This is a genomic window from Salipaludibacillus aurantiacus (genome assembly GCF_900111295.1).
Taxonomy (GTDB): domain Bacteria; phylum Bacillota; class Bacilli; order Bacillales; family Salisediminibacteriaceae; genus Salipaludibacillus; species Salipaludibacillus aurantiacus.
Genome location: NZ_FOGT01000020.1, coordinates 61,604 through 86,078, shown reverse-complemented (window position 1 = coordinate 86,078; position 24,475 = coordinate 61,604). Strand labels below are relative to the sequence as shown.

26 protein-coding genes and 1 pseudogene are annotated in these 24,475 nt (G+C 40.3%); 8 read left to right on the top strand and 19 right to left on the bottom strand.

Translation table 11 applies throughout. The features are described 5' to 3' along the window. Positions 1 to 479: 479 nt before the first annotated feature. Positions 480 to 695, bottom strand: a complete 216-nt coding sequence (locus BMW59_RS21905) for a hypothetical protein (protein WP_177174437.1) — start codon at positions 693 to 695, stop codon at positions 480 to 482. 221 nt (positions 696 to 916) lie between these two features. Next, on the bottom strand, positions 917 to 1,813 hold the full coding sequence (locus BMW59_RS18775; protein WP_093055376.1) for a molybdopterin-binding domain-containing protein: 897 nt from the start codon (positions 1,811 to 1,813) through the stop codon (positions 917 to 919). A gap of 243 nt (positions 1,814 to 2,056) precedes the next feature. Between BMW59_RS18775 and BMW59_RS18770 the strand changes: the two genes are divergently transcribed. Beyond that, entirely contained in the window at positions 2,057 to 2,647 is a 591-nt protein-coding gene (locus tag BMW59_RS18770; protein ID WP_177174436.1) for a biotin transporter BioY, read from the top strand. Between the two features lie 74 nt (positions 2,648 to 2,721). Here the strand turns inward: BMW59_RS18770 and BMW59_RS18765 are convergent, their stop codons facing one another. The 4 genes from BMW59_RS18765 to BMW59_RS18750 all read right to left on the bottom strand — a co-directional run bounded on the left by BMW59_RS18765 (position 2,722) and on the right by BMW59_RS18750 (position 7,284). Further along, the gene (locus BMW59_RS18765) at positions 2,722 to 4,065 is read right to left on the bottom strand and encodes a Na+/H+ antiporter family protein (protein ID WP_093055372.1); all 1,344 of its coding nucleotides are present in this window, start codon (positions 4,063 to 4,065) and stop codon (positions 2,722 to 2,724) included. Between the two features lie 171 nt (positions 4,066 to 4,236). Then, entirely contained in the window at positions 4,237 to 5,340 is a 1,104-nt protein-coding gene (locus tag BMW59_RS18760; protein ID WP_093055370.1) for a DctP family TRAP transporter solute-binding subunit, read from the bottom strand. A 53-nt stretch (positions 5,341 to 5,393) separates the two neighbouring features. Then, entirely contained in the window at positions 5,394 to 6,665 is a 1,272-nt protein-coding gene (locus tag BMW59_RS18755; RefSeq protein ID WP_093055368.1) for a TRAP transporter large permease, read from the bottom strand. 55 nt (positions 6,666 to 6,720) lie between these two features. Next, positions 6,721 to 7,284, bottom strand: coding sequence for a TRAP transporter small permease (locus BMW59_RS18750; protein WP_245733226.1), 564 nt, complete (start codon positions 7,282 to 7,284; stop codon positions 6,721 to 6,723). A 746-nt stretch (positions 7,285 to 8,030) separates the two neighbouring features. Here BMW59_RS18750 and BMW59_RS18745 point away from each other — a divergent pair. After that, a complete protein-coding gene (locus BMW59_RS18745) occupies positions 8,031 to 8,507 on the top strand; it encodes a divergent PAP2 family protein (RefSeq protein WP_093055392.1) in 477 nt (158 codons plus the stop codon). A 44-nt stretch (positions 8,508 to 8,551) separates the two neighbouring features. Here the strand turns inward: BMW59_RS18745 and BMW59_RS18740 are convergent, their stop codons facing one another. From BMW59_RS18740 to BMW59_RS18730, 4 genes are all read right to left on the bottom strand, one after another. Beyond that, complete coding sequence (locus tag BMW59_RS18740) at positions 8,552 to 9,229, bottom strand: 3D domain-containing protein (protein WP_093055366.1); 678 nt, start codon at positions 9,227 to 9,229, stop codon at positions 8,552 to 8,554. An 83-nt stretch (positions 9,230 to 9,312) separates the two neighbouring features. Further along, positions 9,313 to 9,633 carry a YuiB family protein gene (locus tag BMW59_RS18735; RefSeq protein WP_281244282.1) on the bottom strand — a complete coding sequence of 107 codons (321 nt, stop codon included), beginning with the start codon at positions 9,631 to 9,633 and terminating at the stop codon, positions 9,313 to 9,315. A 203-nt stretch (positions 9,634 to 9,836) separates the two neighbouring features. Next, complete coding sequence (locus BMW59_RS21900; protein WP_177174435.1) at positions 9,837 to 9,965, bottom strand: YuiA family protein; 129 nt, start codon at positions 9,963 to 9,965, stop codon at positions 9,837 to 9,839. A 255-nt stretch (positions 9,966 to 10,220) separates the two neighbouring features. Next, a complete protein-coding gene (locus BMW59_RS18730; protein WP_425441282.1) occupies positions 10,221 to 11,462 on the bottom strand; it encodes an NAD(P)/FAD-dependent oxidoreductase in 1,242 nt (413 codons plus the stop codon). A gap of 406 nt (positions 11,463 to 11,868) precedes the next feature. Between BMW59_RS18730 and BMW59_RS18725 the strand changes: the two genes are divergently transcribed. Beyond that, complete coding sequence (locus BMW59_RS18725) at positions 11,869 to 12,864, top strand: NAD(P)/FAD-dependent oxidoreductase (protein ID WP_093055359.1); 996 nt, start codon at positions 11,869 to 11,871, stop codon at positions 12,862 to 12,864. A gap of 159 nt (positions 12,865 to 13,023) precedes the next feature. Here the strand turns inward: BMW59_RS18725 and BMW59_RS18720 are convergent, their stop codons facing one another. Beyond that, a complete protein-coding gene (locus BMW59_RS18720) occupies positions 13,024 to 13,374 on the bottom strand; it encodes a HesB/IscA family protein (RefSeq protein WP_093055357.1) in 351 nt (116 codons plus the stop codon). A gap of 267 nt (positions 13,375 to 13,641) precedes the next feature. Between BMW59_RS18720 and mqnE the strand changes: the two genes are divergently transcribed. Beyond that, positions 13,642 to 14,736, top strand: coding sequence for an aminofutalosine synthase MqnE (gene mqnE / locus BMW59_RS18715; protein ID WP_093055355.1), 1,095 nt, complete (start codon positions 13,642 to 13,644; stop codon positions 14,734 to 14,736). Positions 14,737 to 15,454: 718 nt separating this feature from the next. Here mqnE and BMW59_RS18710 read toward each other — a convergent pair. Both BMW59_RS18710 and BMW59_RS18705 read right to left on the bottom strand, forming a co-directional pair. Then, a complete protein-coding gene (locus tag BMW59_RS18710) occupies positions 15,455 to 15,691 on the bottom strand; it encodes a hypothetical protein (protein WP_093055353.1) in 237 nt (78 codons plus the stop codon). Between the two features lie 169 nt (positions 15,692 to 15,860). Continuing rightward, positions 15,861 to 16,097: a YuzB family protein gene (locus tag BMW59_RS18705; RefSeq protein WP_093055351.1), complete on the bottom strand. Its 237-nt coding sequence runs from the start codon at positions 16,095 to 16,097 to the stop codon at positions 15,861 to 15,863. Between the two features lie 255 nt (positions 16,098 to 16,352). Here BMW59_RS18705 and BMW59_RS18700 point away from each other — a divergent pair, with 255 nt between their 5' ends. Then, entirely contained in the window at positions 16,353 to 17,426 is a 1,074-nt protein-coding gene (locus BMW59_RS18700) for an NAD(P)/FAD-dependent oxidoreductase (protein WP_093055349.1), read from the top strand. Between the two features lie 56 nt (positions 17,427 to 17,482). On the opposite strand, the gene BMW59_RS18695 is transcribed toward BMW59_RS18700, so the two are convergent. Further along, positions 17,483 to 17,797, bottom strand: a complete 315-nt coding sequence (locus BMW59_RS18695; protein WP_342740480.1) for a YuzD family protein — start codon at positions 17,795 to 17,797, stop codon at positions 17,483 to 17,485. Between the two features lie 178 nt (positions 17,798 to 17,975). Between BMW59_RS18695 and BMW59_RS18690 the strand changes: the two are divergent. Further along, positions 17,976 to 18,197: pseudogene (locus tag BMW59_RS18690) on the top strand (NifU family protein); the annotation flags it as partial. 46 nt (positions 18,198 to 18,243) lie between these two features. On the opposite strand, the gene BMW59_RS18685 reads toward BMW59_RS18690, so the two are convergent. Continuing rightward, positions 18,244 to 19,224: a 2-hydroxyacid dehydrogenase gene (locus tag BMW59_RS18685; RefSeq protein ID WP_093055343.1), complete on the bottom strand. Its 981-nt coding sequence runs from the start codon at positions 19,222 to 19,224 to the stop codon at positions 18,244 to 18,246. An 85-nt stretch (positions 19,225 to 19,309) separates the two neighbouring features. Then, positions 19,310 to 20,359, bottom strand: coding sequence for a spore coat putative kinase YutH (gene yutH, locus BMW59_RS18680; protein ID WP_093055341.1), 1,050 nt, complete (start codon positions 20,357 to 20,359; stop codon positions 19,310 to 19,312). 138 nt (positions 20,360 to 20,497) lie between these two features. On the opposite strand from yutH, the gene BMW59_RS18675 reads away from it, so the two are divergent. Next, entirely contained in the window at positions 20,498 to 20,989 is a 492-nt protein-coding gene (locus tag BMW59_RS18675; RefSeq protein WP_425441281.1) for a phosphatidylglycerophosphatase A family protein, read from the top strand. A gap of 251 nt (positions 20,990 to 21,240) precedes the next feature. On the opposite strand, the gene BMW59_RS18670 is transcribed toward BMW59_RS18675, so the two are convergent. The 3 genes from BMW59_RS18670 to BMW59_RS18660 form a co-directional block, all read right to left on the bottom strand. Next, positions 21,241 to 22,011, bottom strand: a complete 771-nt coding sequence (locus tag BMW59_RS18670; RefSeq protein WP_093055337.1) for a TIGR01457 family HAD-type hydrolase — start codon at positions 22,009 to 22,011, stop codon at positions 21,241 to 21,243. A 69-nt stretch (positions 22,012 to 22,080) separates the two neighbouring features. Further along, positions 22,081 to 22,722 carry a helix-turn-helix transcriptional regulator gene (locus BMW59_RS18665; protein WP_093055335.1) on the bottom strand — a complete coding sequence of 214 codons (642 nt, stop codon included), beginning with the start codon at positions 22,720 to 22,722 and terminating at the stop codon, positions 22,081 to 22,083. 126 nt (positions 22,723 to 22,848) lie between these two features. Further along, a complete protein-coding gene (locus tag BMW59_RS18660) occupies positions 22,849 to 23,295 on the bottom strand; it encodes a DUF86 domain-containing protein (protein ID WP_093055333.1) in 447 nt (148 codons plus the stop codon). Between the two features lie 180 nt (positions 23,296 to 23,475). On the opposite strand from BMW59_RS18660, the gene glpX reads away from it, so the two are divergent. Beyond that, positions 23,476 to 24,453, top strand: a complete 978-nt coding sequence (gene glpX, locus BMW59_RS18655) for a class II fructose-bisphosphatase (RefSeq protein ID WP_093055331.1) — start codon at positions 23,476 to 23,478, stop codon at positions 24,451 to 24,453. Positions 24,454 to 24,475: the final 22 nt, after the last annotated feature.

Sequence of the window (24,475 nt, the reverse complement as noted above, 5' to 3'; positions counted from 1 at the left end):
TCGTCCTGAGCCAGGATCAAACTCTCCATAAAAGAGTTCGATGTCTCTGACATCAAAATAAAAATAATTCATTGACGGGATATATTAAATATCCCTCTTCGCTTGGCTTTTTGTTTAGTTTTCAAAGGTCAAAAAATGTTGTTTTGTCGTTTTTTAGCGACTTTTTAATCATAACATTTCATCGTCCAGCCGTCAACAACTTTTTTCAAAGTTTTTTACCGGCTTGGTTGCCGTCCTCAACGGCGACAAGTAATAATATATCAAAATAACAATCGGAATGCAATAGTTTTTTTGATTTTTTTATATTTTATTAATTTGTTTCCTTTGCGACTTGATCTATTATATTGACCTTTTCTCAATAGGTCAATAGCAAATAGATATTTTTAAGTAAGAAACTTTAATCCTCCAAACCATGAGTATTATAAAGCTTACCGGCAGCTTAGACACAATATGCCCTGCTTCGACTGCTTCTTATAAAGCTAAACCATAGAAGCGAATTGCAGCAGACCGCTCCAATAATTGCCAAGACGAGCAGGAGTGATATAGCCGGGCACGATATACTCAGCTAAAAGCCGGGATAAAACCCAGAAAAAAGGAACGGCTCTCACATTTATGAGAACCGCTCGGGTGCTTTCTCGCTCACTGAGAGAACCTTTTCCACGATATATAGCCCGATAGCCTGCTTTCTCGCTCACGGTTCTTATTAATTCTTCGCTGCTTCACTTATACGTCACAAAAAAATACACGTGCTGAAAAAATTAACACCCGTTTTTAATCAACAAAAAAGGTTCTAATTATCGATGGACGATAATTAGAACCTTCTTAACTTTAAATGAAACGCTCCCAGCCTCTTCCGGCAGCTATAATAAGATGCACCAGTAAATTTAACTAGTTTTTAATTCCTGTTTTAGTTTCATCACTCATAATGGTCCCAGGAAGGAAGAGGATCGACATCAAAATAATCAGCAAAATCCCAGTCATAAAAAGAGACTACACTTTTCTCTAAAGCAGATGGCAAATTAAAACTTTCGGCTGTCCTTTTATTCTCAGATAAAAATAATTCAGATTTTGGAATAAGTTTATAGGGATAGCTCCCCTCCTTTGGAATAACTGCAAAAGCTTTTTCAAAAGGATCCTGCTCATAGGAAACCGGGATTTTAATATTTTCTTTTTCATTTAATTGAGTAGCAGGAAGTAAACAGATTGAGCGTATGGATTGGATTGTCCTCTCGTCTGATCTTTCGGATAAAGCAAGCCAGTGATAAGGCCGGCGGCCAGCCTGGAAAATGTTATAAATTGCAGTGATCTCTTTCTTAGTTAAGCCTGTTATTTCTTTCACCTTTTCCAAATTATAAATTTTCATCATTTCTTTAAAAGTAAAGAAAGGTTTATCTTGTTCACTGACAAAAGCAGGAATCAGCTCTTTTCTGTTGAATACTTCATTCATATATCCTAAAGCAAGAGCCCCTTCCGTATATTTCTTAATAAAGTATTCATTAATACCCGGCTCTCCAAAACTGCTGTTTACTCCGCAATTAATAACATGGATAGTCTGGCTGTTCTTTCGCCAGACGTTTATCTTATTTTGAAGGGATTTCGAAAAGGATTGATCACTGTACCATATAATTATATTCTGCGCTTCATGCACAGGCATAATTGAAGAGTTTTCAGGATAAATAGCCTGCAGAATCTTTTCCGGTAACAACTCTGGTTTCAGATTTTTATTAATTATCAGGTCACTGGATGTCATTTCATTCAAGGAATAATGCTGTACTTTTTCAACGAGATGATTGTTTTTAATTTGAGTAATCATCACGGCCTCCTTTCAGGACTTTCTCTACCTTTAGTATTGAGCAATTAATGAATAGGTATTCATTTGTTAATTATATTAGCACATAAATTCACTTTGAAACGGAGATGAAATGACAAGTATGTGAAAACTTTAACTTTCCCGGAATGTTAACTATTAAAATAATACGTTGACAATCACCATCTGCCTTCGTATGATAATGTTAACCATATTTTGATAAAAGTTAACATTACAAGGGGGATGTTTATGTCAGACAAAAAGCAATTTCAAATAGTGGATTTAACAAAAGGGGCCGTATTTATCGCACTAATGGCAATAGGGGCAAACTTAGCCGCTTTTATACCACTCGGTCCTGTGCCATTAACTTTCCAAACGGTGGTAGCTATATTAGCCGGTATATTACTGGGGAAAAAATTAGGTGCTTTTTCAATGATTGGTTATTTATTAATAGGGTTTATCGGGGTTCCAGTTCTTGCAGGCTTTAGTGGCGGCTTCCAAGTTATTGCTTCTCCAACTCTAGGATTTTTAATTTCTTTTGTGGTGCTTGCCTTTGCCGCTGGTGCGATAATAGAAAGATCGCCACAGCCCACATTACTGACATTTTTTATGGCAAGTTATGCAGGACTTATTATTAACTATCTTATCGGGGTTCCTTATTTATACTTCCATAGTAACTTCATTCTCGGTTTAGACGGGGTGCAGCTGCTTCCTATAGCAGCAGGAATGACCCCATTCTTTATTAAAGATTTAGTTTTGGCGACCTTCACTGCTATACTTGCTCCACAGCTGTTGAAAGCAGTTAACCGTCAACCTCAGCATATGAAAGCTGCTTCATAATACAGAAATAAAGAGTGAATGCCGCTTATAAAGCAGGCATTCACTCTTTTGTAGTGAGGAGAAGACTCGTATATCTATAAAATCATCGCTGCGATCCAGCCAAAAATTATTAACGGGATATTAAAATGAAGGAATGTCGGTACACAAGTGTCCCAAATATGATTATGCTGGCTGTCAGCATTCAGTCCTGCTGACGGTCCAAGAGTACTGTCAGAGGCAGGTGACCCGGCATCCCCTAAAGCACCGGCAGTTCCAATCAAAGCTATCGTCGCCATTGGAGATAAACCAATAGCGGCAGCAAGAGGAACATAGATTGCAGCAATAATAGGAATAGTAGCAAACGACGAGCCGATCCCCATTGTAATAAATAAACCGATTATAAGCATCAGAATCGCTGCCAGGCCGTGATTATTTCCGACCAAGCCTGAAGTGGCTTCCACAAGCAAGTCCACATGCCCTGTTTCCCTGATTACTTCAGCAAAACCTCCAGCAGCTATCATGACAAACCCTATAAATGCCAGCATTTTCATCCCGTTTGTTAACAACTGCTCGGATTGGGAAATGCTAAGCTTCTTTCTCACATGAAGGTAGCCGAAATACAGGTATAAAATAATCAATCCTGTCAGGGCCCCGAAGATCATAGAATCCGTCATTACCTGAGAGTAAAGAACAACTATAACTGCCAGTAACCCCACAGCTATTCCCGCACCTGTATAATTATATTGATTTGACTCTTCCGCAGCAGTCAGCTCTACGTCTTCGTAATTTCGTTCTTTACGGTAAGTAACAAAAATGGCAAACAACAAACCAACAAGCATTCCTGCTACAGGCAGCATGAGCGCCTGCGGAATCATAGCCATATCTACCTGCATACCACTCTCTTCCATGTTCGTTGCCACAATGTCATGAAATATTAATCCGTACCCTGCAGGAATAAGAATGTAAGGGGCTTTCAGTCCAAACGTTAAAGCTGTTGCAGTAGCCCGGCGGTCCATTCTTAGCTCATTAAATACTTTAAGGAGTGGCGGAATGAAAATAGGTATAAATGCAATATGGACAGGCACCAGATTTTGAGAAAATGAAGCAATAATCGCGATAATAAACAAGAGTAAAACTTTGGTCAAAGTTTTTTTGCGGGCTTCACCTTCACGACCCACAATTTTTATCGCAGCTTTCACCATAAGATTAGGCAAGCCTGTATAGCTGATTCCCACAGCAAATGCACCGAGCATCGCATAACTTAGTGCTACTGTTACATTAGAGCCCAGTCCGCCAGTGAAAATTTCAATTGTCTCTGTAATGGAAAAACCGGCGGCAAGCCCTCCGGCCATTGCACCGGTGATAAGTGCAATAACGACATGGATTCTCATTAAACTTAATCCGATCATAACTAATACAGCTAGAATGACAGCATTCATTGTTTTATCCCCTTTAACTCTTTATTACTTTATTATGATAAATCGATAACGTAAAAACAGTTATTAATTTAACACCATTCAACACTGCTGTCAATTCAGTTTTGTAAATTAATTATTTTAGAAGCCAATTAAAAAAGCCGGGAAAAAATCCCGGCTTTTGCGATATCTTAATTAGTTGCCTTGAGCTTCTTCAATTTCGTCAATGAGCATGTCAAGAATCATTTCAGCGTCGTCTCCCCCGTTTTCACGGAAGTAGTCGCGAGCTTCACCAGCAAGCTCACGGAACTCGTCACGCTCTTCTTCAGTAAGCTCAATGACTTCTGTAGGTGTATCAGTTGCTTCTTCAATCAGTTCAAGAGCAGCATCATTTTGTTCTTGTTGAATGTCAAATCCTCTGTCTCTCATTTCTTCAATTGCTTCGTCAATAATATTTTGAGTCGCTTCATCTAATCCTTCATAAAAATCAGGATTTACTGTTGTCATTGTGACATACATATTATGGTTTGAAATAGTCAGGTAGTCCTGTACTTCATGGAAGTTGGCATCTTCGATAAAGAATAATGGGTTTTCCTGACCCTCAACTGCTCCCTGCTGCAGGCCAGTGTATAATTCACCCCAGCTCATTGCAGTCGGGTTAGCTCCATAAGCTTCATATGAACGAAGAATTAAAGGAGATTCCTGTGTTCTCATTTGGAATCCCTGGAAATCATCCGGAGTCTGTAAAGGTGAGTTTCCAGTCCACTGCATAGCTCCTTCAGTCCAGAATGCCAATGGCATAATCCCTTGCTCTTCATATTTTTCCGCAAGATGAGTATTGATTGCTTCACTCTCATTTAATACTTGCTGGTTTAACTCCTGGTCATCATCAAAAAGGAATTGGAGAGCAAAAATATTTCCTTCAGGCACAAGTGTACCGGTAAAACCTGGAGAAATAATTGCAAATTCAACAATGCCCTGCTGAAGCTGCTCTACCTGGTCTACCTCACTGCCCAGCTCACCGAAGCCGTATACATCAATAGTAATCTGGCCATCAGACTTTTCATTGACGAGGTCTGCAAATTCATTAGCATACACCATTTGAACCTGGCCTTCTGTTTCTTCAGTAACAAAACGCCATTCCTGAGCCTCTACCTGTTCTCCTCCATTGTTGCCGTTGCCATCAGGGTCGTTATCTCCTCCGGCGTTGTTTCCATTTTCATTGTTATCCCCGCCGCAAGCAGCAAGAACAAGTCCCAGTGACATCACACTGGCTAATAGACCTTTTTTCTTAATCATATGTTTATACCCCCAAATTTTTTATTTTAAAGACCTGCACCCTTATCGGAAACTTAGAAAAGCTTCAGTAAAAAGAGTGAGATGTCTTCAAAAACAATAACTAAAACTGAAACGATAAGAAGCATTACAATATACGGCGGCGTGCCCCGTATAACATCCAAATATGATTTATTAAACACCGCACTGGCCGTAAATATATCGACTCCAAATGGCGGCGTAGCAGATCCAAGTGCCGCCTGGAATACAATGACGACTCCGAGGTGAACCGGATCGATCCCCGCTGTTTCTGCAACAGGTGCAAAGATTGGCGTAAGTATCAGAATAACGACAATAGGGTCGACAAACATACAGCCTACAAAGAAGAATACCGCCACAATAAATAACACATAAAGAGCTGTCGGATCAGTACCCATAACTGCATCTGTTAGCATTCTTGGAATTCTGGCAAAAGAGATTACCCAGGAAAAAGCCTGACCTCCCGCTACCAGAACGAATACGGCTGAAGTTACGATCCCTGAAGATAATGCAATTCCTGGAATCTGGGATAATTTCAACGACCTGAAAATAAATACTTCAAGCACTAATGCGTACAAAACAGAAACCCCGGCCGCTTCAGTTGGTGTAAACTGTCCTGTATAAATACCTCCGATAATGATAAATGGAAACCCTAACGGAAGCAGCGCTTTGATCGTTACATCTTTACGTTCACTCCATGACAATTTAGCCGCCAATGGTATGTTGTGTATTTTCGCGTGAATATAAGCATAGGTTGCAAAAAATAAAAATATAAGTACACCAGGTCCAATACCTGCGATAAACAGATCACCAACAGAGGCGTTTGATACCAAAGCATAGATGATCATCCCGATACTTGGTGGAATAAGAAGCGCGACATCACTAGAATTAATAATAAGAGCAATAGCGCTGGAATCTTTATAACCGACTTTTAATAATCTTTCCCGCATCGGTTTACCGATTGCTACCACTGTCGCCTGGGTGGAACCGGAAATTGACCCGAAGAGTGTACAGGCGGCAGCCGTCGTTATAGCATACCCTCCCCTCAGGTGCCCTACAAAAGAACCTACAAAATCAAGAAGCTTGCGGGACGTTCTCCCGGAGGTCATTATATCTGCGGCAAAAATAAATAAAGGTACCGCAATAAGTACGTATGATGAAATTCCTTCTACCATCTGCTGAACCATGATGGTCGGGTCCATGTCCATAAAGAAAAATAGCATAACAAGCGGCCCGGCAATTAAAGGAATCATCATTGGAAAACCCATTAAGAGCAAAATAATCATAATGCCAAGTAGTGTCCAAACCATAGCAGATTCCTCTCAGTCTAATTTTTTTACGTCTCATAAATATTAAAATTTATTATTACTGTTCATCATAATCCTTTTTATCTTCCGCCAAATAGACTTCTTTATTAGCAATATTCATCCACATATTTCTTAAAAACTGGATACCGCCAATAAAACAGCCTACTGGAATGGCTACAACCATAAGCCAGAAAGGAAATTCCAAAGCTGCTGTCGTTCTTCCTGTTTCATAAATACCGTAAGTGTAAATAGCACCATAGTAACTGACTATGAAAAGAACCAAGGCTGTTATGAGAGGATTTATAATCGATAATGCTTTTTTCACCGGCTTAGGAGACAAGTCAAATAACGCCGACATACTTATATGCCGCCCTTTTCTGGCTGCATAACTAATCCCCATGAAGCTGGCTACAATAACTGAAAGCCGGCTGATTTCTGCTGCGAAATGCCAGCTCGAACCGGTAATCATCCGGGTCAGCACATTTCCAACGGTCATAACTGAAATAACGATTATAGACCAGCTTAGAATAAATTTTTCCACTGTATGCAAAGTGGCATCAAGGAACTTAAAAACTTTGTTCTGTTTTTTCTTAGATGAACTTTTTGCCTGAGTGTTTTCCAATCTTACTCTCCCCCCTTTTGTTGTTTAAAAGTTATCCCTATTGTAAAATAAGTATTTTTATAAAAGCTTTGTAATAAATCAACTTAGTATTAGAAGAAATCGGCACGCCAGCGGGAAAAGCAACGAGTGAATCTCTCATGAATAAACTGTGAGATGCTTCGATGCACAGGATACCACCTTGAGTAACCTGAAATCAGCATAATATTAAAAATGATGTTTTATTAATAAAACTTTTCAAAACCCTTTCCTTTTTTAAGGGCAAAGACGGCTATTAAATAGCTTATAGCAATCCTACTTTATTCACAAAACGGATAGTCTGACATATACGTCAAAATAAACCAATGAACAATGCTCACCTCGTATAACATAAAGACAATGCCAATATTCTCGGCTAACCTCGCTATAAAAGCAAATTTCGCACAGTTGAGGTTAATATACTATATACCCTGCCGGTAAACTAATTAAACATTCTTTTAGATTTCCCCGGCTTTTTCCCATATTTAAATCTGATAAATAGTCCTGATCAGACCATTTTTTATGATTATAATCTTTCTCGTATAAATCCTCAACAGCTTATATCAATGTTGAACTATAAAGCAGTTCTATTAACTTCCAGCTGACCGGGTTATTAAGCTCCGTTTACATTTATTAAGGAAAGGGAAAATATGTGTTATAATAAAGCTCCCCTTAACTTAGAAATTATTTTTACTATCATAGAGTTTACTGAGAAAGGATATCAAAAACATATGGAAGTATTTCATAATTTTCCTTTATGGGCTGCTCTTTTTACGATTGGCTTCGCCCAGTTCATTAAAGTACCGCTTCATTTTATTGCTTCACGCAAGTTCGACTGGACTCTTCTTACAAGTACAGGAGGAATGCCAAGTTCCCACTCAGGTGCCGTAACTGCACTTGCTACGGCAATAGCATTGGAATACGGATTAGACTCCTCTCTTTTTGCCATCTCTGCAATTTTGGGGATTATCGTGATGTTCGATGCGACAGGAGTCCGCCGTCATGCCGGGGAACAGGCAACCGTTGTAAACCGTCTGGTAACTGACTTTAACAAAGCGGTAGCTGAAATGAAACACTGGCCTGAGAAAAAGGAACAGGAAAAACGAAAAGAACTAAAAGAATTACTCGGGCATCAGCCGATTGAAGTATTTTTTGGAGGACTTTTAGGAATTATCCTCGCCATCGTTATGCATGCCCTTATTTATTAATTGCAAAAAAGTTGCTGACGATTTATCGTCCAGCAACTTTTTCTTTATGAAGCCTGGAGGGAAGTAAACTCTTCTCTATATGTTTGAACTTCCTCAGCCTCATTTAATTTCTTTATGTCTTCGTCTGTTATATATCCATTACCTTCTTCGATTACAAATACTTCTACAGATTTTTTACCCCATAGATCATAGACGTCTTTTACTGTATCGAAATATAAATCAATCTTATCGCCTTTAATGGCAGAACCGGTGTCTGCTACTACCCCGTAGCCGTAACCGGGTATAAATAAAATGGTACCCAGAGGAAAAACTTCCGGATCTGCTGCAATCGTTGAATACAAATCTCTTTTAACTTTAGCGCCTGAATAAGTAATGCCGTATTCGGGATGGTCTTCCGTTTTTCCGGTAGACTCATAGCCCGCTGTATAACCGGTAGCTACGACTTCCTTAACAGGGTAATTTGACCAGTCTTCCGCATCGTCTATTGTTGCTGGACTGGATTCCATTTGTAAAGACATTGGACTGTTTGCTTCAAGCGACACTAATTCATCTGCCATCCCATGATGGCTTTCTTCAACTGCAGGAACGGCTCTGTAGTCGTTCCACCACTCCAGCAGATCGTCAGCTTTAATATTTGAAATATGCGAATAGGTCGTAAAAAGCGCTACAGCAAACAGTACAGTGAGGGCTAACCGTTGTATTTGTGTTTTGACGAAAGCCATGAGTCACACACCTTTCATCATTTAAGGATGCCCTTAACCTTAAAAGACTATACAAAAAAACTCCCCTTTTTTTAAAAGGAGAGTTAAAACATTTGATAACCTCTATTTCTTAACATACGGTTGGCTACTCCAGACAGCACTGCTCCGCCCATGCCGGCTATCAAAATGATAATATCGGCAGTTGTAAGGGCTATGAGGTTTTCTGCCAGCGCGGAAAAAGACGGTGAGGGATTGGTGAAATAGCTGAAAAATCCTGATTGGTCAACTATAAAGAAAATAACGACAGGGTAAATAACAGCCATTGTCCAAGTAGACCGCAGCAGCATATTCAGAATAAACCCTATTCCAAAAAAAAGAACGAAATATAATAAAATGGCAATAATTAATTGCGGCAAATTTAACAAGTGGTTCACCCCCATAAGATCAAACTTTAGTTTACTTAATTCTTATAAGAACGTCAATCATCTTTTCTCCGGTTTCATTTCTTAATTACCAGCTAGTAAATGTTTAGCAGTTCTGCTCCCTTTGAATCTGTTTAAGCAAAGAAAAACTTCCAGAGCGGCTCTGGAAGTTTAAATCAGCAAATTAAAATCATATTATACAGTTATCAGTGTTTTCTGCCTGATCCGTGACAGTGAAAGCACGTTTCAGAGCCACCCAGCAGCAGCTGGAAATATCCTTTCCCAGTACAATAAGGACAATCGGTTAACTTTAATTTCTTCTTGGAAAATGCCATGATGACTCCCCCTTTATCATTAATAGTATTCAGAACTTTCAGATAACAATATCAGAAAAAAACCATTTTGAAAACTGTTAAATTACCTGACAATCCTCCGTGTAAGCGTAAACAAGTTGTTTTCACTCTGTATTTCTTCTATTAAGATATATTTCCTGTCTATTTTAATTTTTCACTTTTAAACGATAAAGGAATGAAGAAACAGAACAATAAAACTCACCGGAACAGTTATTGTCCGGTGAGTTAATGGCACTTTTAGAAAATGTTTAATTTTCCTTTTTTAAGCACTAGCGGCATACCTCCAAGAAGGAAGAGGTAACGGTTATCAATGATTTTCTTTACAGCTGAAGCCGAGTTGCCGTATAGCTTTCTGTCTCCTACTTTACCGATCGCTTCTTTTCCGCCAAGAGAAGCTACTGTACCTTTGATGTCAGGCTTGAACTCTTCCATGTCGGTTTTACCAGCAAGCAGCGCTTTCAGATTATTGGCGCATGTGTAAGCCTGCTGAATTGCAATCTGTGCAGTAGGAGGATAAGGTCTGTTAATTTCCTCATTAATAATGAGGGCACAGTCACCAATAATAAAGACATCATCATACCCTGGAGCTCTCAAATCTTTTTCGACCTTTACACGCCCCCGCATAGCTTCAAATCCAGACTTCTCAATTACGGAATTGCCGCGTACCCCTGTCGTCCAGACAATTGTCTGAGACTTGATCTCTTCTCCGTCGGCAAGGAGAACTACCCCGTCTTGTACTTCTTTAATCGGAGTATTGATTTTGAATTCAACCCCTCTGCTTTCAAGCAGATTCATTGCATATTCCACAAGCTCTTCATCAAATCCCGGAAGTGCTGTCGGAGCTGCTTCCACAGAATAAAGCTTTACTTTTTCCCTTGCAATATCATATTCTTCACAAAGTTCAGGGATTCGCTCAGATAATTCCCCTACAAACTCGATGCCGGTAAAGCCTGCACCGGCTACTACAAATGTCAGCAGATCATCATGTTTTTCTTCCTGTTTATTATAATTAGCAAACATATATTCAATATGTTCGCGAATTAAACGAACAGAGTTGACACTGCGGATTGAAAAAGCATGTTCTTTAACACCTGGAATGCCGAATGTTTCAGGTTCAGATCCTAGACCGATTACGAGATAGTCGTAGTCCAGTTCCCCTTTTTCCAGGATCACTTTCTTTTCATCCTTTTTAATCTCAGTCACTGAGTCTTTAATAAACTGGATTTTGTTAGTATCAATCACCCTGTCAATCTTCATCCGGGTTCTGTCATGATGCAGCGTTCCTGCGGCCGGCTCATGCAGCCATGTAGTCTGGTAATGATAATTATGCTTATTGACTAATGTAATATCAGCATCCTGATAAGCATTCGCCTTTTGAAGTCTTGAAGCTGTCATCATCCCGCCATAACCAGCACCTAAAATCACTATTTTGGGCTTTCTGTTCATTCTTCTCACTCCAGTCTTAATCTTAATCTCCATTTTTCCCGTTTAACCACAATATCAACCTCTTTTTTACAGAGACACTTTGTGATAAAATTCACGTACCATGATATAAAAAAATAATTTTATAAACGATTGCGGATAATCCTATCAGCACGGAGACTATGTTGTATTCCCTATATCATCATATGGGTTAAGTGAAGAATTTTCAACTATTTTTCGACGATTTTTCGAACTTTTTTAAAGAAAAGTTGCAATTAATTTTATTTTGTATCTCCTTAACACTATTATAATGTTTTTTAACTTAAAAAGCTTCTATAAAGTATTATTTTGAGAATTTTTTGATTAATTTGATTTATTAATTTGGGGGTCTTTCTTTCCTGCGGGTTAAAGATTATAATGTATAAAGGAACAACTGTCTAATATAAGTGTGGAGGTGTGAGGTTTGTCAAAAGAGAGAGAAGTATACGATATTACCATTATTGGGGGAGGCCCTGTCGGCTTATTCACAGCTTTTTACGGAGGTTTAAGGCAGGCAAAAGTTAAAATTATTGAAGCAATGCCTCAGTTAGGGGGACAATTATCAGCGCTGTATCCTGAGAAGTACATATACGATGTCGCTGGGTTCCCGAAAGTTCGTGCACAGGAATTAGTAGACAACCTTGAAGAGCAAGCCAAACAGTTTGACCCAACAATTGTGTTGGAGCAGGCGGTTGAAAATGTTGAAAAGGGAGATGACAACATTTTCACATTAACGACTGAGAAAGAAAAGCATTATACTAAAACGGTGATAATTACAGCAGGGGTTGGAGCATTTAAGCCCCGCCGATTAGATATTGAAGGTGCTGAACAGTTTGAAGGTAAAAACCTTCATTACTTCGTAAGCGACTTGACTAAGTTTGCCGGAGACCGCGTTGTTTTAGCCGGGGGAGGCGACTCAGCTGTTGACTGGACTCTGATGCTTGAGGACATAGCCGAAGAAATTACAATTGTTCACCGGAGAAATAAGTTCCGTGCCCACGAGCACAGTGTTGAACAGCTAATGAATTCTGATAAAATAAATGTCCGTACACCTTTTGTAGTCAACGAAATACACCATGACGGCGATAAAATAACTGCCGTTACACTAAAAGAGAAAAACGGTGAAAAAACACATAAAGTAGATATTGATACTTTAATTGTTAACTATGGATTTATTTCTAACCTTGGCCCGATTAAAGAATGGGGTCTGGAAATCGAAAAAAACTCAATTAAGGTCAATTCAAATATGGAAACTAACATCGAAGGAATTTATGCCTGCGGGGATATTGCCACGTATGAAGGTAAAGTCAAACTGATTGCGTGTGGATTTGGTGAAGCACCTACCGCTATTAACAAAGCCAAAGTTTACATTGATCCAACGGCCAGCGCCACAGCCGGACACAGTTCCAGCCTTTTTTAAGAGTGCTATCCAGAAGAATGAAACATCAGACAGTTGTTTCCAGAGAGAGTTTTTTTTCTGGTAAACGAGACTATACAGACCGGATTATGCGATGCGTAATCCGGTTTTTTGTATAAATAAAAGCCGGTTCTTTTTTTAAAGAAACCGGCTTTTGGATTATTAACAGTCTTCAGGTGTACCCGCGTTCGTGGCAGTACGGAATGAGGACCCGCACCCGCAATTTGCGATGGCATTTGGATTATCAATGGTAAATCCGCCGCCCATCATATTCTGTTTATAATCAATCTTAACGCCTTCAAGCATTGGGATATTTTCTTTTTCTATTACAACGTCAATACCTTCAATTTCCAGCTTTTTATCTTCGTCACCCGCTTCTTCAGCAAAACCCATAACATAAGACAGACCGCTGCAGCCTCCGCCTTGAACTCCAATACGCAAGTACTTTGCCTCTTCTTCATCAGCCATCATCTGTTTAACCTGGCTTGCTGCGGCCTCAGTAATTGTTAACATGTGTCAAACCCTCCTGTCTCTGTGAATCTTATATCCATTATAACGGCTATTAATGTGACCTTCAAGAAACCGGATTGTAATTAGTGTTCAGCCCACTTTCTTCAAAAAGCCTGTGAATGGCCTTCTGAATTTATTTTTGGCAAGCTTGTCAAAATGATGGTAAGATAAAAGGAGTTTCGGGAAACGAAATGGGCTTATGCTCCTATTTAAAACTATTTAATCACATATAGTCAGACTATTAACACTTTTACAAAGGCGGGGATTGAAATGAGTTCGGTTTTGCTAGACCAGAATCTCGAAGGAATTAAACAGAAAGTAATGAACGGTGAACGGCTGACGATAGAAGATGGCCTGAAGCTTTATGAAACAACAGATTACCTCACCGTCGCCCAGCTTGCTAATCAGGTAAATGAAAATAAAAACGGTAAAAATGTTTACTTTATTCAGAATATGTATATTAACCCTACAAATGTGTGTGAAGCCAGCTGCGGCTTTTGCGGTTTCAAGCGTAAGCCTGGTGAAGAAGGCGCATATACAATGAATGAAGAAGAGTTATTGAAATATGTGGAAGAGCGCTGGAATGATAATATTCGCGAATTCCATATTGTCGGCGGCCATAATACAGACGTTCCTTTTGATTACTACTTAGATACGATCCGTACGCTGAAAAAGCATTACCCTCAGTGCACGGTAAAAGCCTATACAGGAGCTGAAATTGAATTTTTTGCCCGCCACGCCGGCTTAACCATGAGAGAAGTTATGGAAGAGCTAATCAAGGCCGGGCTGGACACGCTTCCTGGCGGCGGTGCAGAAATACTTACGGAACGTTATCGAGCTAAGATGAGCCCTGATAAGGCTTCCACTTATGAATGGCTTGAAGCTCACGAAATCGCCCATGATCTTGGTTTAAAAACACATGCTACTATGCTTTACGGTTCGATTGAATCAAAAGAAGAGCGATTAATTCATATGGACCGGTTAAGACAGCTTCAGGATAAAACAAACGGCTTTATGGTTTTCATACCTTTAGCTATGCAGCCGAGAAGTGTCAATGCCGGGCTGAAAAGACGGACTTCTGCTTATGATGATTTGCGTACGATTGCGATCAGCAGGCTGATGCTTGATAACTTTGACCACATTAAAGCCTACTGGATCAATATTGGTCCGCAATTAACACAGATGGCTCTGTCATTCGGAAGTTCCGATATTCACGGGACGCTGATTGAAGAGCGTATTTCCCACTCTGTCGGTGCGTTAACTTCCCAAGGCTTAACTCGTGAGGAACTGATTCATCTGATAAAAGGCGCCGACAAGAAGCCAGTCGAGCGTGACACTTTCTACAATGTTATTAAAGAGTATTAAAAGTAAAACCGAAGCTGCGCGTAAATGCGCAGCTTCGGTTTTTTGTATGTTTGTCTGTTGATGAAGTCCGGCTGATAAGAGTAAAAAGAGAACCATAACTAAAGACAAGGCCACTTTTAGTTTTACCAATTATTAAATAGCCTGAGTTTTTGATTGAAGGACAGAAGGCGGTGATGCCACAGGGTTTAAACGCAGTCTGAAGATCCAATTCAACGAAGCTCCAGGCTAAGTTGAATGTTAGCCAATCATGTAGAAAAACTCACCCTCTAAATACATTATTATTCCGATGAACGAACGAAGGCGAGGACACCCAGAGGATGAGCGAAGTCTGAAAATCCACTTTCCCTAAGTAGTTCTTCGGGAAAGTTAGTTGAAGACAAGCCCGCTGGTAAAGAAAACACAGCGAACTTCCACACCGATGTGGTGACTTCGGCGTTTTCACAGGACGTGAAGGGGTTAGCCGAAGATCCTAATGACCTATGCTGCACTTATGCCTGTGGTATAAGCCTTCGCCGAGAGTGAATCGGCAGATTAAAAGGACAAGCCCTGGGCAAGCGTCCGCCTGGGGGACTGAAATCACTCTTTTTCTCAAAAAGAATAGCCGAACAAAATTAAAATTTTGTTCGGCTGTTCTTTATTATTCTATCCTTTTGTCCCAGCCTTCTCTTTAAGGCCAGCTTAAATAAACTGGTGGATCTTAAACTTCAGGAACAGGCTGCTACCTGAGCTTCTCACTTGTCCATAGGTAGTCTTCATCTGCTTCAATGACAATCATTGTTTTTCTGCAGCAAGGCATGTTAACCCTCGCCTTCACCCCTTCTTTAGCTCGTTTCAGGGCATTTAAAGACATATTTGTCATTACATTATCATTACCGCAGTATGGACACGCAGGCAAGTATATATCACCCATTTGAAGGTCATAAGGCCATGTATGGTCAAAAGGTATTGGTTTCATATAATAACTCCCCCGAATTTAATTCTGATTATTTATATGTTAATGGACACTGCGGGGGAATACAACTAAAATATAAAACGAACGTGTGTTGTTATTATTGTTTTCGTTGTGTGCTGCATTCCTCCCCACAAACAATACCCGGCCTCCAAAGGGCCGGGTATTACTCTTTTTAGAACATTGGGTTTTCTTCTAGATATTTGTAAATGTTTTTGAGGAGTTCCTCATTAGTTTCCCCTGTAACCACTTCTCCGTTAACAAGAGCAAATTTACTTCTTGCGCATTGGCCGCAAAAACTGAGGCAGCCATATTCCAGTACATCAAGGTCTGGGTCTTTTTCAAGTTCTTCTTTTACTTTTTGCGTACCGCTCGCCAGATTGCTTACGCAAAATTCAATAATTGGATTCATTTATATTCACCTCTGGGTATATACAGAAACTTTCCCGTTTATGCTACCTTCCTCATCTGCCATTGTCAACTGCTAAACAACCCAACAATTATACTAATATATATAAGCGCTTTCATTATCCGTTGTAGAATTCCTGAAAAGCTGATATATTTAAACTGTCACTAATTTGTCATAATCTATCGTAGGAAGCAAAGGTAAGCGTTGTCGTTATTCAGCGGTTTACTCTCCTTTGCACGATTAAAGGGGGTTGATCCCGTGCGAAACCTTGTTATTTTAGGTGGAGGCTACGGAGGGCTTCGGGTAATCCAGAAGCTTTTAAATGAAAAAGATGTCAGAGATGTATCGGTTACATTAATTGAGAAAGAAGCCTATCACAGTTTAAAAACAGAGTTTTATGCTCTAGCGGCAGGTACAGTTGCTGACCGCCATTTACGTATTTCTTTTCCAAACGACGTCCGCCTCGAACTAAAGTTTGAAGTGGTGACGGATATTCATTTAGATGATAATAAGGTAGAACTCCAGTCAGGAGAGTTTATCAGCTATGATGATTTAATTATTGGTTTAGGGTGTGAGGATAAACATCATGGTGTGCCAGGCGCTCAGGAAAATACTTTAAGCATCCAAAGTATGCGACGTGCCAGGAAAACCTACCAGGTGCTCCAGAGCGTTAGGCCAAACGGCAGAGTCTGTATTGTAGGCGGAGGACTTAGCGGGGTCGAATTAGCGAGTGAATTACGGGAAAGCAGACCGGACCTTGAAATTATGCTTTTCGACAGAGGAGAAAACATCTTATCTATGTTCCCCGCTAAATTGTATAATTATGTAACCGACTGGTTAGTTGAAAACGATGTGAAAATTATTAATAAAGCTAACATCACCAAGGTCGAGAGACACACTCTTTATAATCATGATGAACCAGTAGAAGCTGACGCTATTATCTGGACTGCAGGGATTCAGGCTAATAAAATTGTCCGAAACCTTGAAAATGTAGAACAGGACCACATGGGGCGGTTACACACTACGAAGTACCACCACCTTCACAATTATGAGAATGTATTTGTAATTGGCGACTGTGCATGCTCCACCCATGCTCCAAGTGCGCAGCTTGCTGAAGCTCAGGCTGAGCGGGTTGCCATGCTATTAAACAAAAAATGGAAGGACGAACCTTACCCTGAAGAAATGCCTAAAATTAAACTTAAAGGAACGTTAGGCTCGTTAGGAAAAAAACACGGTTTTGGCCTGATGGGAGAAAAATCGCTTACTGGCAGAATTCCCCGGGTTCTAAAGTCTGGAGTTTTGTGGATGTACAAGCATCACTCAGGTTCTTAATTTTATGGTCTTCCTAATCCTTATAAACAAAAAAGTAGCGCCAGCCACTGCCGGAGCTACTTTTTTTGTTCCTGTTCAATTAACCCGTAAATAGCAGATAGCCTAGGATTTCCTTCTCCTGCAACTTCCCCGTTCAGAACGACGAGAGGATAAAAATATTCATCTTCGAGAATTTTTTCAGAAAAAGATCTTTCTTCTTCCGTCTTTGGCTGCTTAATGTCGCAATATTCCACAGTTATCGGATAATCAGGAAATTTACGTGTGATTGCTGCCTCAAGCCATTCTTTTGTTTCAAGGGCACTTGGTAAATGGATACAACTCGCGCATTTCTGCTCTGCGCCATAAACAGTTATATAAACCGGGTTCATCATTCCCACCTCCTGCTATTGTTATTTTATCACATTAGCAGGCGTTAAATGAGATTACCACTATACACACAATGTTCATATTAATTACCGAAAAAATTAACCCCTCCCCATGGATTTTTTCCGTGAAGAATATTATAATAATTGTAAAGAAAGGAGTGTTCAGATTATGGCAACAGAAACAATGGAAGCCCAAGTGCAAGAAGTGCTCGATAAATTGCGTCCGTTTTTACTTCGTGATGGAGGGGACGTTGAACTTGTAGATATTGAAGACGGCGTGGTTAAAGTTCGTCTTATGGGAGCTTGCGGTTCATGCCCAAGTTCAACAATTACTTTAAAAGCAGGTATTGAGCGTGCTTTGTTGGAAGAGGTTCCAGGAGTAACAGAATTAGAACAAGTATTCTAATTTTCTTTAAAGAAAAAGGAGTTGCAGATATCTGCAACTCCTTTTTTTATGATAAGACATCTTCGTTTACAAGGGCTTCAGGCGTGTCCCCTTTTAATACGCTGGCAATATTCCGGCTTACTAACGCTGCCATTTCATGGCGGGTTTCTGCACTCGCACTTCCAATGTGAGGAAGTGCTACAACATTTGTTAGACTTAACAGCGGATGATCAGCTGGGATCGGCTCTTTACGGAACACATCGAGCCCTGCAGCAGCAATAGTTTCTTCTTTTAACGCCCTTTCCAAATCCTCTTCAACGACCACCCCTCCTCTTGAAGCATTGACAAAGACAGCCGATGATTTCATTTTATTAAAGACGTCATACGTAAATAAATCTTTCGTTTCTTCCGTTAATGGCGCAAGACAAACAACGTAATCTGCGCGCTCAGTTAATTCTTCAAAAGATACGTAAGAAGCGCCTAATTCTTCTTCAGCTTCTTTTTTTCTTGAACGGTTATGGTAAAGAATCTCCATTTCAAAACCTGTTGCCCGTTTAGCTACAGCAGTTCCTATCCTCCCCATACCGACAATCCCAATTGTTTTATGATGGATATCTGTTCCTGCTAATAACAGCGGCGCCCAGTTTTGCCATTTGCCGTCTTTCACGTATTCTGCTGCTTCAACAATCCTTCTCCCAGCAGCCATAAGCAGTGCAAACGCCAAATCTGCAGTTGTATCGGTCAGGACATCCGGCGTGTTACATACCGATATTCCTTTTTCTGTTGCCTTTTCAACATTAATGTTATCAAAGCCGACAGCCAGATTAGCCACTACTTTTAAATGAGGAGAATTATCTAATAATTCCTCATCAATTTGATCAGAAAGCATGGTATATAACCCTGAAGCTTTCTGCGCTTTTTCCAACAGGACTTCTCTTGGGACGGGGTCCTCTGCTTTCGGCCACATTTCCACTTCTGCTACTTCCTGCAGAGCAGTCAGACTTTCTTCTGGTACTTTGCGTGTTACATAAACATAAGGTTTTGACATAATAAATAATGGCCCCTTTCATGATTGTTAGCGCATACAGTACAAGTATATACGTCAGGTGACCGTATCATCAATCAAAGAGCCATTACTTCTTATTTGATAGCCATTCAGGAAGTGCAAAAATATTTTTACTATCTGGAAATAACGATGCCACAAAGCGGATAGTGTGCTCGTATTCCTCTGCTCCTGTAAACAGAAGACTTAAATCTTCTTCCAGTACAGCTTTTCGTTCATCATCAACTGTCCGGTAATACTCTTCAACAAGCTCGAAATAATGAACTGGAAAAGCGAGCCTGGCAATTAAGAGCTGAAAGTCTACACCGTCAAAAGGTTTAATAGTCTGGTACCTGTGCAAAAAACGCTCTATCCTTTTCGTTTTTTTATTAAAAGAGCCTGGTTCTGCAGTTAGATGCCTGATATATTCAGTTGTATCTCTTGTAAAATGATCGTAAGTAAAATCCGATGGTACTTTTACTGCACCTACATGGCGCTCATCCACTGTCAGCCAGCACCCTTCATGAAACCGCTGGTGACAAATGGTGTTCCCCTTACCTTCTCTGATTAAAAACGGGTTATTCGTCTGGATCGTATTCATCATTTGAACAGCATTTTCAGTCACTCCTAAAAAATATGGAAAGCTTAACAGAAACCATTCATCCCCTGGTGTTTTGTAGGGGTCTTTCTGTTTTTTCACATACCAGTTTTCCAATTGATCCAGCCTCTTTATCCACCGGTCCTGCCACGCATACCATGTGCCATTCCATACAGAGTGTGAGGCCTCAAAGGCTTCCCCCTTAAGATGAAATCTTGCAAGCTTTCTCCCGGCGGATTGATCTGTTTGGAATGACTCCTGTGAAAGATCGTTGGTAATATCGTAAATAATGGCGCTGTCCCCATCTATAACTGATATATAGCTTTCTCGCTGAGAAAGGACGGGCCTTGCAATATGAGGCTCACCATTATAAATTAAATACTCCGCCATCAGCATCTGTTCCTCAATTTTTTTAGGTGGCAAATGACCGCTGTTTCTTAATAAATAGCTTTTCCCGCCAGCGTTTATAACCACATCTTCCCCTATAAATGACATCTGGTCCACGCTTATCCTGTAATTCTCATATAACTGCCGCTCCAACATCGATCCCGCTCCTTTTCGTACGCCTTCTGTCTTCAGTTTATGAGTGAAACGCCCAAATCGTGCCTTAAGGGGGAATATCTTTAACCTCGGTGAATACACTAATCGAAACAAATAAGATAGGAGCAGGTGGAAACCATGATGAAAAAGCAGAAAGGTTTAATTGAGGACACTGCTAAAAATTGGCTTTCAGACCGCGGAGTCTCACTTCGGGACATAGGAGAATTGGTTTACGATCTCCAAAAATCTTACTACCCTTCCGTTACTATAGAAGACTGTCTGGAGAACGTGGAAAGAGTTTTATCAAAGAGAGAAGTGCATAATGCCATACTAACAGGAATCCAAATTGACAGGTTGGCTGAGGAAGGAAAACTGGATCCGCCTCTTCAGGGAATAATAGAAAGAGATGAAGGCCTTTACGGAATTGATGAGATAATTGCATTATCTATTGTCAATGTCTACGGGTCGATCGGTTTTACTAATTACGGTTACATTGATAAAGAAAAGCCGGGAATTTTAAAAAAATTAAATGATAAAAATAACGGCTGCCACACTTTTTTAGATGATATTGTCGGAGCAATTGCTGCAGCTGCTTCAAGCCGTCTCGCACACAGAGAGGCAGGAGAATATTAAATTTATCTTAAAAGAAACTCTTTAACAGCCTTTGCAAAAATCAATTTCGGTTAATATTGATTATAATAAAGATAAGAAAGACCTTCTCACCCAATTGAGAGAAGGTCTTTTCTAATTTAAAAACGAGAGAATGGTACCCGTAGTCAAGTCAGTGTGCCTCATGGCTCTCTGCTGACTTTCCGTAAAGTGGGTGCAACTCCAGCGCTTAAACGTGGCAGGCTCCTAAATGTTCTGCAGGGAATTCTTTTCTTTTAAATTTCCCAGTCCCACTCATCTAATGTATGAATGGCATAGGTTGGCTGAATTTTCTCTTCAGCCAGCTGTTCAACTGAAGTCACACCGGTATGGACAATAAGCGTATCCATTGTTGCATTAATCCCAGCCATAATATCTGTCTGGTAATTGTCCCCAACCATTAACGTCTCATGTCTTTCAGTCCCTAACACGGCCAGCGCCTGATCAACAATCACCGACTCAGGTTTACCAATAAACTTGGGTGTGACGCCTGTAGAGACGTGAACTACAGAAGTTAAAGACCCATTACCAGGCATAAGTCCACGTTCTGTCGGTATAGCCACATCGCCGTTTGTTGAGAGAAAAGCCGCCCCATTTCTTACAGCAAGGCAGGCTACAGCCAGTTTCTCATAATTAATCTGGCGGTCAATTCCCATGACGACCGCTTCAATCTCTTTATCTGTTAAGTTAAGTCCTTGTTTGACTAAAGCGTCTTCCAGTCCTCTCTCACCAATCATATAGACGTTTACTTTCCCGTACGTCTGTTTAATGAACTGGGCAGTCGCCATGCTCGTCGTGAAGACGTGTTCCTCTGTCGCCGGTATATCCATGGATACCAGTTTTTCAGCCACTTCTTTAGGGGTACGTGAAGAGTTGTTTGTTACAAAGAGATACGGAAGGTCTTTTTTCTCTAACTGTTTAACAAAACGGGATGCCGCATCAATTTTTTCTTCTCCACGGTACATCGTCCCGTCTAAATCAATTAAATATCCTTTATACTTACCCATGTGAATCCTCCTCAATGTCCTGCATAAATCTCCAAAAAAAGAAGCGCCACTCGGAAGAGAGTGGCGTGTTTAAAAGCCTTCTGACTGTTTGATTTTATAATAGCAGTGTTGCTCCTGTCCAGTAGACATACATTTCTCGCATTGAATATCGCCAGTTTCCAGCAGCTCTTTAAACAGCTGCATCTCAGCGGCACATACAACAGGAAATTCTTTCGCTACAGCAGCGATCGGGCAATTAAACTGTTTAAACGTATAACTTCCGTCCGGTTCCTGATTCACTTCTGCCATAAACCCTTGTTCGTTTTGTATTTTTTGCAGCTCCAGGACCTTGCTTTGGAAGTCTTTTAAAAACATTCTTTTTTCAAACCGGAGTTTCAGCTTATCTTTCCGGTGATCAAACAACTCTTTTACTTTAGCCAATCCTTCTTTTTCCTGAATTGTCCTAAGTAAATCGATCGTCAGCTCCCCATAATTTCTGGGAAAAAGCTCCTGTCCGGACGTGGAAAGCTGATAAACATTTGTCGGCCTCCCCATTGCCTGCCTTAATAAAGTCGTCTCAACTACATTATCTCTCTCTAAAGTGTTCAGATGCCTTCTGACAGCCATTTCTGTAATGGAAAGCTCTTTTGCAATGGTTGATACTGTCATTTGTTTCTTCTTTTTTAATAAGCTTAATATTTGGTCTCTTGTTGAGGTGGTCTTTGTCGCCATTTACCTCACCATCCTTCATCCTTATTTTAACGAAGGTTACCGTGACAGTAAATTTAATAAGTAAAAAGTTTGAAAAATTGACTTAATCTCTACATAATTTGTTCACTTTTTCACAAACTTTCATTTCTAATCTTTTTGAGGCAAAAAGGCTGACACAGGGCCCAGTTCATTTTCCAGATATTTACGTATTTTCCCCGGGAAATTAATTAATGGCTCCGACTTGTTTTTGAAATCGTCATACATACCGGCAACATCTAGAGTTGTATAATTCTGCAGAAGCTCCTTTCTCCAGGGAATAAGGGCTTCCAGAGCCTCTGCTTCCTCTTTTGATAAAACTTTTTCATCAGCAAGGATATGAATAATATCTTCATAACTTCCCGGGTCTCTCATAATAAACCCGTCAATCATCTGATTGCCTACATCCATAATTACTTCAATCATCATATGGCATATTCGTTCAACAGCTAATCTGGTTTCCGCTGTCTCAGTGGATCTTATTTTACTAAAATCCCCCATTATTTCCTCAAAATAATTCAGTCTTTCTTCCATCAGTTTCCGGTCTACGAAATACATACGTTCAACTCCTTTAAAAAATTAAAAGTATGACACATTGAAAGGGTTTACTTTCAAAAACGAGTGTCAAATTTAAAAATATGATTTATTTTATATGCTTTTTTTGTTATTATGATGAAGGATTTATCGACGATATACTTATTATAACCCGAAACAAACAACTATTGGAGGAGAATCATTGTGGATCGAGAACTGGCGATGGAAATTGTAAGAGTGACAGAAGCAGCGGCTTTAGCTTCTGCGCAGTGGATGGGAAGAGGTTTAAAAAACGAAGCTGACGACGCTGCTACAACAGCAATGAGAACAATGTTTGATTCTGTGAGTATGCAGGGGACGGTAGTGATTGGTGAAGGGGAGCTTGATGAAGCCCCTATGCTTTATATCGGAGAAAAACTCGGCACAGGAGAAGGCCCTGAAGTTGATATAGCTGTAGACCCTTTAGAAGGTACAAACATCGTGGCAAAAGGCCATCCTAATGCTATGGCAGTCATAGCAGTGGCAGATAAAGGCACGCTTCTGCATGCGCCTGACATGTATATGGAAAAGCTCGTGGTAGGACCTGAGTCTGCAGGGTTAGTCAGACTGGATGATCCGATAGAAAAAACGATTGATATTGTTGCTAAAATGAATAAGAAACGTGTCCGTGATATGACTGTCATCATCCAGGAACGGGAACGCCACGAAGAATTAGTTGAACGTGTTCAAAAGAAGGGTGCCCGTGTTAAACTGTTTGGAGACGGAGATGTAGGTGCCTCTATTGCGACTGCATTGCCGCGGACAGGTATTGACTTATTTGTAGGCACTGGCGGAGCACCTGAAGGCGTTATTTCAGCTGCAGCTATTAAAGCGCTGGGCGGGGATATGCAGGCACGGTTAGTGCCAATGAATGATGACGAGTACAATCGTTGTAAAGAAATGGGGCTTGAGGATCCAACAAGATTCCTCTCGCTTGATGACCTGGTGAAAAGCGACGATGCTATTTTTGCCGCAACAGGGGTCTCTTCCGGCGAGCTTCTTGAAGGAGTCCGCTTTCTTGGAGGCGATCTTGTTGAAACCGATACGATTGTTATGCGCGCTAAAACAGGAACCGTACGGTATATTAAAGCACACCACCAGTTAAACCAGAAACCTCATTTAGTCATGCCTGAACACACTTAATGAGATAAGGGAGCGATCAAGC

What these genes read in the sequence shown, in the direction of transcription:
- BMW59_RS18775 (WP_093055376.1), bottom strand. Translation starts at nt 1,813, where the DNA reads ATGATTACTCAAATTAAAAACAATCATCTCGTTGAAAAAGTACAGCAT.
- BMW59_RS18770 (WP_177174436.1), top strand. Translation starts at nt 2,057, where the DNA reads ATGTCAGACAAAAAGCAATTTCAAATAGTGGATTTAACAAAAGGGGCC.
- BMW59_RS18765 (WP_093055372.1), bottom strand. Translation starts at nt 4,065, where the DNA reads ATGAATGCTGTCATTCTAGCTGTATTAGTTATGATCGGATTAAGTTTA.
- BMW59_RS18760 (WP_093055370.1), bottom strand. Translation starts at nt 5,340, where the DNA reads ATGATTAAGAAAAAAGGTCTATTAGCCAGTGTGATGTCACTGGGACTT.
- BMW59_RS18755 (WP_093055368.1), bottom strand. Translation starts at nt 6,665, where the DNA reads ATGGTTTGGACACTACTTGGCATTATGATTATTTTGCTCTTAATGGGT.
- BMW59_RS18745 (WP_093055392.1), top strand. Translation starts at nt 8,031, where the DNA reads ATGGAAGTATTTCATAATTTTCCTTTATGGGCTGCTCTTTTTACGATT.
- BMW59_RS18740 (WP_093055366.1), bottom strand. Translation starts at nt 9,229, where the DNA reads ATGGCTTTCGTCAAAACACAAATACAACGGTTAGCCCTCACTGTACTG.
- BMW59_RS21900 (WP_177174435.1), bottom strand. Translation starts at nt 9,965, where the DNA reads ATGGCATTTTCCAAGAAGAAATTAAAGTTAACCGATTGTCCTTATTGT.
- BMW59_RS18730 (WP_425441282.1), bottom strand. Translation starts at nt 11,462, where the DNA reads ATGGAGATTAAGATTAAGACTGGAGTGAGAAGAATGAACAGAAAGCCC.
- BMW59_RS18720 (WP_093055357.1), bottom strand. Translation starts at nt 13,374, where the DNA reads ATGTTAACAATTACTGAGGCCGCAGCAAGCCAGGTTAAACAGATGATG.
- mqnE (WP_093055355.1), top strand. Translation starts at nt 13,642, where the DNA reads ATGAGTTCGGTTTTGCTAGACCAGAATCTCGAAGGAATTAAACAGAAA.
- BMW59_RS18710 (WP_093055353.1), bottom strand. Translation starts at nt 15,691, where the DNA reads ATGAAACCAATACCTTTTGACCATACATGGCCTTATGACCTTCAAATG.
- BMW59_RS18705 (WP_093055351.1), bottom strand. Translation starts at nt 16,097, where the DNA reads ATGAATCCAATTATTGAATTTTGCGTAAGCAATCTGGCGAGCGGTACG.
- BMW59_RS18695 (WP_342740480.1), bottom strand. Translation starts at nt 17,797, where the DNA reads ATGATGAACCCGGTTTATATAACTGTTTATGGCGCAGAGCAGAAATGC.
- BMW59_RS18685 (WP_093055343.1), bottom strand. Translation starts at nt 19,224, where the DNA reads ATGTCAAAACCTTATGTTTATGTAACACGCAAAGTACCAGAAGAAAGT.
- yutH (WP_093055341.1), bottom strand. Translation starts at nt 20,359, where the DNA reads ATGTTGGAGCGGCAGTTATATGAGAATTACAGGATAAGCGTGGACCAG.
- BMW59_RS18675 (WP_425441281.1), top strand. Translation starts at nt 20,498, where the DNA reads ATGAAAAAGCAGAAAGGTTTAATTGAGGACACTGCTAAAAATTGGCTT.
- BMW59_RS18670 (WP_093055337.1), bottom strand. Translation starts at nt 22,011, where the DNA reads ATGGGTAAGTATAAAGGATATTTAATTGATTTAGACGGGACGATGTAC.
- BMW59_RS18665 (WP_093055335.1), bottom strand. Translation starts at nt 22,722, where the DNA reads ATGGCGACAAAGACCACCTCAACAAGAGACCAAATATTAAGCTTATTA.
- BMW59_RS18660 (WP_093055333.1), bottom strand. Translation starts at nt 23,295, where the DNA reads ATGTATTTCGTAGACCGGAAACTGATGGAAGAAAGACTGAATTATTTT.